General features: G+C 34.7%; 9 protein-coding genes. All 9 read right to left on the bottom strand.

The genetic code is table 11. From position 1 onward, the window contains the following. Window positions 1-48 precede the first annotated feature (48 nt). The 9 genes from ROY99_03690 to ROY99_03650 all read right to left on the bottom strand — a co-directional run bounded on the left by ROY99_03690 (window position 49) and on the right by ROY99_03650 (window position 12,822). A complete protein-coding gene (locus ROY99_03690) occupies window positions 49-3,306 on the bottom strand; it encodes a PDZ domain-containing protein (GenBank protein MDT3695469.1) in 3,258 nt (1,085 codons plus the stop codon). A gap of 388 nt (window positions 3,307-3,694) precedes the next feature. After that, on the bottom strand, window positions 3,695-5,023 hold the full coding sequence (locus ROY99_03685; protein MDT3695468.1) for a lysine 2,3-aminomutase: 1,329 nt from the start codon (window positions 5,021-5,023) through the stop codon (window positions 3,695-3,697). A 315-nt stretch (window positions 5,024-5,338) separates the two neighbouring features. Next, entirely contained in the window at window positions 5,339-6,562 is a 1,224-nt protein-coding gene (locus tag ROY99_03680; protein ID MDT3695467.1) for a metallophosphoesterase, read from the bottom strand. Window positions 6,563-6,566: 4 nt separating this feature from the next. Beyond that, entirely contained in the window at window positions 6,567-7,541 is a 975-nt protein-coding gene (locus tag ROY99_03675) for a glycosyltransferase family 9 protein (protein ID MDT3695466.1), read from the bottom strand. Between the two features lie 318 nt (window positions 7,542-7,859). Then, a complete protein-coding gene (locus ROY99_03670; GenBank protein MDT3695465.1) occupies window positions 7,860-8,306 on the bottom strand; it encodes a thioredoxin family protein in 447 nt (148 codons plus the stop codon). An 80-nt stretch (window positions 8,307-8,386) separates the two neighbouring features. Continuing rightward, complete coding sequence (malQ, locus tag ROY99_03665) at window positions 8,387-9,961, bottom strand: 4-alpha-glucanotransferase (GenBank protein ID MDT3695464.1); 1,575 nt, start codon at window positions 9,959-9,961, stop codon at window positions 8,387-8,389. Between the two features lie 188 nt (window positions 9,962-10,149). Further along, window positions 10,150-10,731, bottom strand: a complete 582-nt coding sequence (locus tag ROY99_03660) for an outer membrane beta-barrel protein (GenBank protein MDT3695463.1) — start codon at window positions 10,729-10,731, stop codon at window positions 10,150-10,152. 181 nt (window positions 10,732-10,912) lie between these two features. Then, complete coding sequence (locus tag ROY99_03655) at window positions 10,913-11,440, bottom strand: hypothetical protein (GenBank protein ID MDT3695462.1); 528 nt, start codon at window positions 11,438-11,440, stop codon at window positions 10,913-10,915. 119 nt (window positions 11,441-11,559) lie between these two features. Continuing rightward, the gene (locus tag ROY99_03650; protein MDT3695461.1) at window positions 11,560-12,822 is read right to left on the bottom strand and encodes a hypothetical protein; all 1,263 of its coding nucleotides are present in this window, start codon (window positions 12,820-12,822) and stop codon (window positions 11,560-11,562) included. Window positions 12,823-13,027: the final 205 nt, after the last annotated feature.

Below are 13,027 nucleotides of genomic sequence, written 5' to 3'. Positions count from 1 at the left end.
TTTTAAGTCAATCCGCCCTTTACAGACGGATTGACAAATTACTTAAACCTATCTCTTCTCGTAAGGCGGTTGTTTTGGATTAACCGGTGGATTTTCTTTCAGCAGTTGCAATACTGTTTCGATACCTTTTTCTAACTGAACATCAACTCCTTTTGAAAGTTTTCCCGGATCTTCAGGAACATTGATATCAGGATCAACACCGTGCCCTTCTTTAAACCATTCGCCATCAGGATCGTACATTCTGAAAGTCGGGACAGTAATCATTCCACCATCAATCAATTGAGGTGCACCGGTAATACCTATTAATCCACCCCAGGTTCTTGATCCAACCAATGGACCAAGTTTTGCTTTTCTGAAATAATCTGGAAAAGCATCACCACCGGAACCGCTCCAGCCGTTTATTAACATTACTTTAGGACCAAAGTTCGCAATAGCCGGATGTTTCCAGTTATCACCATCCCGAACAGCCCAAAATGCAAGCGGCTTTCTGTTTAACAGTTCTATAAAGCGGTCTGGAATTTGTCCGCCATTATTAAATCTTTCATCAATAATTAATCCTTCTTTATTGAATTGAGCATAAAACTGTCTTACTAGTTCTGTTTGTCCATCAAGTCCGGTGCTAGGTACATAGATATAACCAATTTTGCCGTTTGTTGCTTCATCAACCCTTTTTCTATTTGATTCAATCCATTCAAGATTTCTTAATCTTGTTTCATCTGAAAGCGTCTTCACCACCACACTCCACGCTCCATCAAAAGTTGGTTTGTTGTTTATAGAAAGATCAACAGTTTTATCTGCAAGTCCCTCGAAAGCTGCAAATGGCTCTTTTGTAATGTCAATTGGAACTCCGTTAACAGCAAGAATGTAATCACCTTCTTTAATTTTTAATCCTGAAGCTGAAAGAGGGGAACGAACTTCTGTATCCCAGTCGGCTCCGTTTACAATTCTCTTGATTCTAAAAGCACCGTTGTTCAATTCCCAGTCAATACCAAGATAGCCAACTGCTCTACGCGGAGCTTGTTCTTCATCCCCTCCGCCGCGATAAGTATGCGAAGCATTAAGCTCAGCGATCAATTCACCAATTATAAAATTCACATCACTTCGGGTTACTGCATTATCAATCAAAGCTCCATATTGCTTGCGCATAGCATTCCAGTCAACCCCATGCATATTTTTATCATAAAAGAAGTCTCTTTCCAGGCGCCATGCGTCGGTAAAAATCTGTTTCCATTCTTCACGCGGAACAACTGTCATTTCCAACTGTGATGTCGGAAGTTTTTTATCAAGCTTCTGATCAGGTGCAATATCTACAACCGAGAATGATTTTTGTTTTAATACCAATATCTTTTTCCCATCAGCAGAAACCTGAAAATTATCGGCATCATCAACAATTGTTTTCTCTTCCCGTTTATCAAGATCGTAATAAACAATTGATTTTTTCTTTTCTGCAGAACCTGTGTTCGGGAAATGATGATAAATTACCTTGCCTGAAACAGCGGTTAAATTATTATAATTACCTGCCTCAGGTGAAAGAATAACAACCCGGTCTTCAAAGCCATCAAAATTGATTTTTGTTTCTTTTACTTTTGATTCATCTTTTTTCTCATCTTTCTTTGTCTCACCCTTTTTATCATCGGATTTCTTTTCTTCTTCCTTCTTAACAACAGTTGAATCATTTTTTGCAAATAGAAGAGACGGAGTATCAGAACTTAGTGATACCGAAGCAATTTGGGTTGCATTAGAATAAATCCAGGTTCCGTCAAAGTCACTGTAAATCGGTTTAAAACTTCTGTTGGTTAAAAAGAACAAATATTTTCCATCGGGATCAAAAGTTGGCGACATATCGTTATAATAGCCTGAAGTAACCTGATGAATCTTCCCTTCTTTCGTATCATAAATTGCAATAGCCGAGGATCTGTTATCAAGATCTTTTGCATAACAAACATATCTGCTGTCGGGTGACCAGCTGATTGAAAATTGTTTTAATGCGCCTTCATACAACCATTTTTGTTTGTCAACTTTTTTAAGCTGATCTTTATCCATATCATATAAATTTATAGTCATCGTTTGATCTATAAACACAAGCTGTTTGCTATCTGGTGACCAATAAGTATTATAACGATAACCCGATTCAAAATTAGTTAATTTCTTTTCCGCGGTTGGATTTTCCATATCGCGAACGGTAAGCTGATATTCTCCTGACCGATCGCTGAAATAAGCAATATATTTTCCATTTGGCGACCACGAAGGAAATCTTTCTGCAACTCCGGGCGATTGAGTTAGATTAATTACTGTCCCGTTTTCTGCAGGAACAGAAAAGATTTCTCCTCTTGCTTCAAATAAAGTTCGGCTGCCATTGTACGAAACGTAAAAATTCTGAATAAGTTTTTCAACATTTTCATTTCTTGACATTAGGGTTGATTCATCGGTTACAACATTAATTTTTAATTCAGAATATTTACCGGATGTAAGATCCAGAAGATATAATAATCCGCCCGCTTGAAAAACAATTTCATTATCGCCAATTGATGGGAACTCAACATCAAACTTATCAAAATCGGTTATTTGTTTATTTTGTTTTGTTGAAAGATCATACACCCAGATATTATATCTTTGGTTTGCACCTCTATCCGAAAGGAAATAAATTTTATCTTCATGCCACATTGGAATTTCATCATTAGCAATATTGTTTGTGATATTCTCTGAAGTGTTGTTTTGAAGATCAAAAATATAAATATCGGCAGCCATTCCGCCGCGGTATCTTTTCCAGGTTCTGAACATTCTGGATAAAGTAGTAAACGCAATTTTTTTTCCATCTGGAGAAACAGACCCAAATTCAGCATAAGGCAAAGGAAGTTTTTCTGCTGCACCGCCATCTTTAGAAATTTTAAAGAATTGACTGAATCTTTGTTTACCGCTCTCCCTTGTTGAAGCAAATAATAAAGATTTTCCATCCGGATACCAATCAACAATTCGATCAGTCATTCCGTGATAAGTAATTCTTTTTGGCAAGCCGCCCATTGAGGGCATTACATAAACATCCGGATTTCCGTCGTAGTTTCCGGTAAAAGCAATTTGCGAACCATCTGGAGAAAATCTTGCAAAAGCTTCTATACCTTTTGCAGATGTAAGTTTGTGTGCTGTTCCGCCAGCTTTTGATACGATCCAAATATCATCACTATATGTAAAAACAATTTGTGATTTTGAAACATCCGGATACTGAAACATTTTTGCACTGACTTGTGCATTGATTTGTGTTATCAAAAGGATCGAAACAACAAAGCAGGAAATGAAAAAGTTCTTCATATTAAACCTGTAGAGTTATTTGTAATGATTTTGTGAATTCAAACGGGAATTTAAGTATAAATTATTTTCTGTAATGAATTTCCTTTATCAATGGTAAAATAATCTTACCGAAGGCATATTTATTAAATACAAATTAAGAGAGAGAAATGATCAATATGATTCTTAATCTGTGTTAATCCGCATAATCCGTGTCATCCGCGTTCTATTGGATTTAACGATATGAAGGGCACAAGCAGAGAAAATTAAACTAAGATTTGCTCATCTCTACGAAACTTATAATAATATGCTCTTATTACCAGCGAAAGCCTTCTCATTCAATTTCTTATCGGAACAATTCGTCAACCGTATTAAGCTATCAGGAATCGGAAAGACGGTATGCCATATGTCTTCATTCAAGCTCAAATTCAATTTCTTCTGGTTTAAGTATTTGATTAAGCTCATCAGTAAAGTAAAATTTTTCTTCACCGAACGCCGGCTGCAGATCTGTGTACCAAATTGCATCTTCATCATATTTTGCAAGAAAAGGACGGGCTGCCCAATCTGGATTTCTTCCCTGAATCATTCTGAAAACCATAACATTTTCACCTTTTACATCAGTAACTCCAAGTAACTGAACTTTACCAGGCAGGCAGGACATACTCGGTCCTCTCACATTTCTGCAAATTCCGCTTACTGATTGATACGCTTTTCTAAAAATATTCCAGGCATCTACAAGCGGAATTGAAAAATAATGCTGCGCACCTGTATTGCGTGCAACAAACATATAATATGGAATGCATCCAAGTTTAACTTGTTTCTTCCACATCTCTGCCCAGAGCTTCGGATTATCATTTATGTTTTTTAAAACAGGAGATTGAGTTCTTATAACAGCACCGGTAGTTAGTATTTTACTAATTGCATTTTCAACAGCTTTTCCTTCAAGTTCAGCAGGATGATTGAAGTGCGCCATATATGCAAGATGTTTTCCAGCTTTATTAACATCTTCAAACAATCTTAATAAATCATCAGCATCATCATCGGTTAAAAAGCGATACGGCCAATAAGCAAGTGCTTTTGATCCAATACGGATATTTCTAAGATGTGCGATGTTTGCTTCAAGTAATGGTCTAATATATGTTTCAAGATGTTTGGTTCTCATTATCATTGGATCACCACCAGTAAATAATACATCAGTAACTTCTTTATGTTTCTTTACATATTTTACCAGTAATTCTGCTTCTTTTGATGCAAACTTAAGATCTTCCATTCCGACAAACTGAGGCCAGCGAAAACAAAATGTACAGTATGCATGACAGGTTTGTCCCTGACTTGGGAAAAACAAAACAGTCTCGCGGTATTTATGCTGCATCCCGTATAATTTTTCTCCCTCAATCATCGGAACATTGTATTCCAGCTGACCGGCGGGCTGTGGATTAAGCTGCCGTCTGATTTCATTTGCAGCCTCTTTAATTCTTGGTTTATCAGCACCATTATTAATTACCGATTTCATTTTTTCAAAGTGCTCAGGAATTAACATATCGTACTGGGGAAATGTTAGTATAAACATCGGGTCATCAGGGATATTTGACCAATCAATAAGATTTTCAATCACATAATTATTTGTTTTAAAAGGTAGAACAGAGCCAACAATTTCAATCGCATTGATAATTCCAGGGGAAACATGCTTTAATTGAGGGATGTTTCTGAAGTTGTGAAGCATATAAGATGAATACTTCATATATCATCTCCTTTCTGATTTGTGAGTCCATTTATGGACTCGTTAACACGCAATTTATTTTTAAAATAAAATTTTTCATTAAGAAATCAAAGTCAAATGGTATTTTTTTTACTTCTGAAAAATCAAATATGTCATTACTGAGCAAAGCTGCCCGACTACAAGAGAGGTGAAAATCTTTGTTTATTTAATGTGTTTTTGCTTTTGTTAATCTGATAATTATATCAAAACCTTTTTCAGAAGATTTTGTTTTTCAACAAGAAGAGCGGATACAAAAAGTTTTCTTAGTAAAAAAACTTTCTGTACAGTTTAAGAGAATTATTTCGCAAGAGTAATAATTACAATCTCAGGAGTTGAGTTATATCGGATTGGCGCAAGAGACATTCCTAATCCACGAGTAACGATTGCCATCATATTACCATAATAACGAACTCCTTTAATAAAAGTTGTTTCAACCAATGTTGGAGTTAACTGTATAAATGGAAACAATAAAGTAATTTGCCCACCATGTGTATGACCAGCAAGAAATAAATCAAAATTGTTCTCTTTGGCACTTTTAATAACCTCGTTTTTAGGCTGATGGGTCAACATTATCTTCAAGTCAGAGTGATTTGATTTGGAAAGCTTCTCCAAAATATCTTTTGGAACAGATTCAACATAAGTATTAGTAATAAAGGTTATTCCAATGTCAGAATTATTAACGGGAATAATAATCGAGCTATCACTTATCATACTAACATTGTGTTTTTCAAGTGCGTCAGTAATTTCGCTAATACTTCTCTTTGTATCCTGACGGTATGCCCAATTGTCATGATCTCCCACACAGGAATACACTCCATAATCGGCTTTTAACATTCCGATATATTCTGCAGCTTTATTAATATAATTTGGCGTTGAAGTAATTATATCTCCTGCAATCAGTATCAGATCAGGATTTTCATTGTTAACTGCATCAATAAAGTTTTTTAGCCTTTTATCATCTGTATATCTATCAGCCTGAACATCTGAAATGAAAGCTATCTTAAAACCATTAAGTCCATCTGACAGATTTTTCTTTTTATATATAATCCGATTAACATCTACTGAATTGTAATCGTAAATAATTCTTGCCGGTATATAAACAACAAAGAAGAGCAGAAGAATGAAAATTATTATTGATTCGTATTTAACAAATTTATCTTTATTTTTTTTGTAAATCGGAAAAATAACGAGCTTTAGTAAATCAAAGACCAAATAGTAAATCACAAGCTGTATTACTAAAATGAATAAGAACCAGAAAGGATAAATTAAAAAATAATCCAGCAAGGAGTTATCAGGAAACCAGGGCGACTGTTTTGTAATCGCGGCATAAATTGAATTAATAATCAACAGAGCTGGATATAAATTTAGCAAAAGTAAAAAAGTGTTGATGAAAATCTTCTGCTTTTTTATCGGGAACCTTGATAGTAGAACTTTAAATGCAATCTTGAGCTTACTAACAAAATAGTATTCTAAAATAGTGATCAATACAATTGCAATTATAACTCTGATTATTATCCACATAATATTATACCTGATCTTTCTTTTGAGTCAGTATTTGACAAACCAATGAGAAAACTTGTTGTATAGAAATATCATTAATTTTATCTGTCGGCGATTTAATAAAATTATGATTTATTCCCGTTGGTGCCCATTCATTAGGGTTAGTCGGACCAAACAAAGAAATCATTTTAGTATTAACATATCCTGCAATATGCATTGTGCCGGTATCGTTTGTAATATAGAGGTCTATAATTGATAAAACTGCAGCAAGTTTTTTTATAGAAGCATTGTGCAATATTGCAAACTTAATATCCGATTCTCTTAAAGAAGACGAAATTGAACTTATTATTTCGCCGTCAGTCCAGCCCGACGTTATTAAAATATTGCTTTGAAAAGAATCATATATTTTTTTTATCAAACTAACAAAATTTTCTTTATCCCATCGGTTATCGGATTTTCCTGCACCCGGATGAAATGCGATTATCATTTTACTGCAGTCCGTAAAATTTTTTTTAATAAATTTATCAGCAAAAGAGTAATCATATTCTGATAAATTAATTTTAATGCTTTTTATTTCCTCTTCGGATAAATCACATCCAATTTGATTTATTATCTGAAGATTGCGTATTGATTGATGAACTCCGCTCCATAAAAAATCAGTTTTAATATTAAGGAGTTTTGAAAGTGGATTTTGGAGTTTATCAATAGAATTAACGCCGACTTTTAATTTAGCTCCGGATATGAAATTTAAAATATGAGATGTTCTCGATAACACAATAGTTGAAGGAACTATGCCAATCTCATACTTGCGGCTTCTTAGCAATTTGATAAAATGGATAATTGACGATAATGAAGATTTATCAAAAACAATAACCCTGTCAATAAAAGGATTTATATCAAAGAAAGGAATTTCATAATTGGTTTTAGCAGCAACAAGAGTAATTCTGGCATCCGGAAATTTTTTCTTCAATCCTTTATAAAGCGTAAGAGAGCACAGCATATCGCCAATTTGATTGTGCTGCCTTATTACAAGAATCTCTTTAACTGTCTCCCTGTTTTTTGTTTTGATGACTGCTTTCTTCTATTCTATTTATTTGTATAGTAATATCTCTTTTAGCAAACTGATGTGCAGTTGCTAAACTTGATATCAGGAATTTTAACAATAATTACACTTGAAATTTTTATCTGACTAAAACGAAAACTCAAGTTGAACAAATTTAGTAAAAGATTGAAAATATTTTAATGCAGAAAATTTTTAGAGAAGATATAATCAGAACCTCGGGACTGTTGCCAAACAATCCCGAAGATAAGTGCATTTTTATAAGTAACCTTTTAAATGATTAACATACTCAGCAGCCCCGCCAGGTTGATAGCCTGTTTGTAGAACCATATCTCCTTTTGAATTAAACAAAAGAATTGTCGGGAATCCCTGTATGTTATACTTTTGTGCAAGTTTATTGTTATACATTTTCGTTTCAACAGTTTGCTCAATGTTTTTTGGAAAATCAAGCTTTACCAGAATTAGTTTCTCGTTTGCAAAATTTTCAAAATCATCTTTAGAGAACACTTCATCACTTAAACGCTGACACCATATACACCAGTCAGATCCTGTAAAATTAACAAGCACTGCCTTATTTTCTTGTTTTGCTTTTTGTAATGCTGTCTCAAGATTAGTTTCCCAATTTAAATTATCCTTTGCACCGCTTTTACCGCATCCGATTAAAAGCACTGAAAGTAAAATCATCGATAATGTTACTTTTTTCAAATCATACTCCTTTAATTTTTCTGATATTTAGATTCAATATTGTAATTATAGTTTCATTTAATTAATCAACTTATAAAAAACTATTCTGCTTCACTTTTTACTTCTTCAACTTTTTTTGGTGCCGGGGGTCTTTCATAAAGCTTCGTCAAGCCTAAATATTTCAGATGAAGATCATTTGTAATCTGATCCCACGTAAAACGCCACATCCAGTTTCCACCAAGCTTACCGGGGAAATTCATTCTTGATTCGCCGCCAAGATTTAAAATATCCTGCATCGGAACAATAACAATACTAGCCACCGATGCGTAGGCAGCTCTGATTAATTCATAAACAATATTATCTCCAAAATAATTCAAATACTTTTGGACATGATCAAAGATATCTGAATCTTTATCCACTTTAGCTTTTTCAAAATAAGCACGGGTAGTATCATTGTCATGTGCTCCTGTTAACACAACACAATTCGGAATATAGTTATGAGGCAGGAATTTAGTTTCCATGCCTGTTCCAAATGCAAACTGCAGAATTTTCATTCCCGGAAATTCAAAATCATCGCGCAGTTTTTCTACAGGCGGAGTTATAACACCAAGGTCTTCTGCCAGAATGGGAACATCTCCAAGATATTTTTTTATTGATTTAAATAATTTATTACCCGGAGCTTTTACCCATCTTCCTTTTTCGGCTGTCAGTGCATCGCCAGGAATTTCCCAAAATGCTTCGAATCCTCTGAAGTGATCAATACGAACAATGTCAACCATTGTAAAAAGCTGCTCGAAGCGATTACGCATCCATTGAAAGTCATCCTTTTCCATTTCTTTCCATCTGTAAAGCGGATTCCCCCAAAGCTGTCCTGTTGGAGAAAAATAATCTGGCGGAACGCCGGCAACCGTTTCTAATTTACCTGATTCATCTACTGTAAAAAGATGTTTATTTGCCCAAAGATCTGCGCTGTCGTATGCAATAAATATCGGCATATCCCCAATAATTTTAATCTCTTTATTATTTGCATACTCTTTTACACTATGCCATTGTCTGAAGAAAATAAATTGAACAAATTTCTGATAATGAATTTCTTCAGTTAATCTCTGCTTCCATTCATCCAAAGACTTTTTCTTTCTTAAGACAAGTCCTTCATCCCAGTCTTTCCAGACTATTCCGCCATGAGCTTCTTTAGCTGACATAAAAAACGCAAAGTCATCAAGCCATTTTTTGTTGTCTTTACAAAACTTATTAAACTCATTATCAAATTTATCCTGATGATGTTTAAAATTGTTAAATGCTTTTTTTAAAAGAGATTTTTTATACTCAATTACCTCGCCGTAATCAATTGATTTTGGATTGTGCGGGGGAATATGTAACAAATCATTCTCGCTTAACAAATTATCATCTTTTAGTTTATCGGGACTAATAAGATTTGGATTTCCTGCAAAAGCAGAAAAACACTGATAAGGCGAATCACCATATCCCGTTGGTCCTAATGGAAAGACCTGCCAGAGCTTTTGTCCGGCTTTTTCTAAAAAGTCAATAAACTTAAATGCATCATCACCAAGATCTCCGATACCATATTTAGAAGGAAGAGAAGTTGGATGTAATAATATTCCGGCATTGCGCTCAAATTTCATTTTAAAACCTTTAAAAAATTGCTGGGGAAAAATAGGCAGAGCATAGACGAAAAAAAATCCTGCTCTTTTTAGGGACTGTGTGAAAATACATTTGTTAAAGTAGCCGCAACCTTCAGGTTGCGTTTACATCTTAATATCGCAGGCTGAAGCCTGCGGCTACCACATTATTTTTAATTTTCAAACAATCTTTTTATAGAACAGGATTAAATCTTTAAATTAATCTACCGGGTAAAGAAAACAGTAAATCCGGCATTTACGCCAAAAATATTTTGTCCGTTTCTATTTCCAGTCCAACTTTTAGGATTCATTGTTATCTGATCGTAAGATATCGCAAAATTAATCAGAGAACTCTTACCAACCTGAAATTTCATTCCGCCTTTAAATCCCCAGGCAAAACCTCCGGAACTAATATCCGGTGTTAAAGGAATACCATCATCAGTCGAAGATGAATTATAACCAATTCTGCCTTCGATAAAAGGATACAAATTGCTGCGCAGATTAAACACCCAGGATGGTGCAAAATAAATTCCGAATGTTGTTGAAGAGTAATCCCCAATCCCTGATCTTGTGAAAGAAGGCTCTATTCCAAGTTCAAAGCTGTTTATAAAAAAGTAACCGATATACGGTTCAATTCTAAAAGTTGATGTAGAATTACTTGCACTTTGACCATTGATAACACTTGTACTGCTGGAAAAACCTAAACTGCCTCCAACTTCAAGTGTTCCTCTGTTCGGAAAATTTTGTGCAAAAGAAAGTGTTGTGAAAACAAAGAGTGCTGTAAAAAGAAAAGAAAACGCTTTCATTATTTCTCCACTGTATTTAAGATAATTAATTAAAAAAGAGGATGCCTCTTATTATAATTTAAAAAAAGAGGCTGTCGCATAGGATCATTTTTTGTCAGACTTTAGGAAGCCTTACAATTATACCTTTTGAGACAACCTCTTAAAAGATTCTAAATAATTTTTATTTTAATACCTCAGTAAATTAGAATTTGAAATCTACGCCAAGGTCCAATCCGCCGTAACCAAGTGAACCAAATCCAAGTCTGGCAGAAACTGCAATTGCTGGTGAGAACCAATATCTTGCACCTGCATTACCGCCGAAGAACATTCCACCATAAGTCGGGGAGGAATAGTTATTTCCACCTGGACCATCCCAGGAAACTGAACCGGCATCATAAGCTAATGTAACACCAAGCCATGGATCAAATTTACCATCTCCAACTTTGAAATGATAATTTGCCTGTGCACCAACCAAAATATCAGTGTACTTCCATTTACCTGAAAAATAATCTTCACTATAACTCCAATAACGGACAACACCGCCAATACCAATTAACCCAAAATCTTTTACATCCATACCATACTCATAATTTAAACCAAACTGTGGAGTTGAACCGAGAAAAGAAAATCCAACACTTGGTCCTAAATGATGTTTATTGGGGGAAAATTGAGCATTGGTAAAACTTGTACAGAGAGCTGAAATCAAGAAAACAAAAAGTAACCTTTTCATAGTTTTTCCTTACGTTTATTTTAGATTAGTTAATTATTTGCTTATTAAAATTAATAAAAAAAACACTATTGGCAAATTTAAAAGTAGGCTGTCATTTACAGACAGCCTATTGTTAATAATTAAAAGCCGAAACTTGCCGACAAGTAAGCGAATGTATTATTCGGTCCGCCAACAATTCTAAATCCTTCTCTTAAAATTTCATCATTAACCGTTGCATCTAAAGAGAAGCTTCCGAATCTGAATCCTATACCAAGTCTAACATCACCACGTCCAAAATTAGTTCTTGTACGCTCGTTGACTGTAGTTGACGATGCTGGTGTCTGAGTTGTAACTGAAGAAGTTGATGCAACATATCCTGCTCTGCCGATTAACCAATCAGTTAAAAACCATTCAACACCAAAATTCCATGCAGGAAATACAAACCGGCTGTCTTTTAATTCTGGTTGAGTACCTGAATCAGCAGGTGTAGTAGTACTTTCAAACATAAATGCTGGTCCGCCAGAAATAATTACATTTTCAACCTGATATGTTAACCCAACGCCAGCTCCGAAACTCATCATAGATGGAAAATCTGTTGATTGAGAGCCGACACTATATGAACCGCTTTGATTGGCAAAGGTAATAGTCGGCACCAAGGTAAATACTTTGGAAATTTTTAGAAAACCTCTTGCATTAGCCATCATATAAGTACTGCTTGCTTCAACTACGTTACCAGTACCGGGTGTATATTTTGCTGATGGAAGAGCTAATGAGAAAGAAGCATCTAAATTAAACTGTGGTGATAATTTACCCATAATACCAAGATTAACTCCAAACTGAGATGCACCATTTTTATCACCAGTACCTGTGGCAGGAGTAAAATCGTTTGTTGTGGAAGAATAAGAGGCACCAAGTCCAACAACAAAAGTTCCAAACGAATATGATGCAAGAAGTTCAAAATTATTGTCTAGAGGAATTATGGCTGCACCAGATACATTGCTGTTAATTTGGTTAACCAGATCATTTGCAAATAATGAAGCAATGCTTGCTGCAGAAAAATCATTTCTGCTTAGCATTGCACCAATAGTAAATTCTTTGCCTATTCTATAGTTAAATGCTGCAAATTGCCCGACACCATCTGTTGATGAAAAAGCAGATGAGCCTATATCTCCCCATAAGAAGTTAGAGTAAACAGAAGAATATGCAGTATTATATTTTATATTATCAGGATCAATAATGTAAGGATTATCGCCCATACTGTATAATCTTGCAAATCCACCGTAACGCATATCTTTTTTTTCACCTTCTTGTGCAAACATTGTTGCAGCAAAAGTGAAAACCAGAGTAAATAATAACCCTTTTCTTAAAAGGTTATTTGAAAAGAAAGAAATAATTTCTTTCATACATTCTCCTATTATTTGTGATTAGTAAAAAAAACCGTTTTTGGGGGCACCCAAATCTATTAAAAAAGTAACAAAACAATGGGTATGCGGGTACAAATCCTATTGCTTTTAATTAGTTGCACAAAACACTTTAGGTTTAATTGTAAGTCCGCAAGTTGATCGTTTAATGACAGTTATTGTGCCATTAGATTTTATTAGAATTTTT

The organism is Ignavibacterium sp. (assembly GCA_032027145.1).
In the GTDB taxonomy this organism is placed as follows: Bacteria; Bacteroidota; Ignavibacteria; order Ignavibacteriales; family Ignavibacteriaceae; genus IGN3.
Note: the sequence above shows the minus strand (reverse complement) of the source record. Positions and strands in the feature narration are given on the sequence as shown.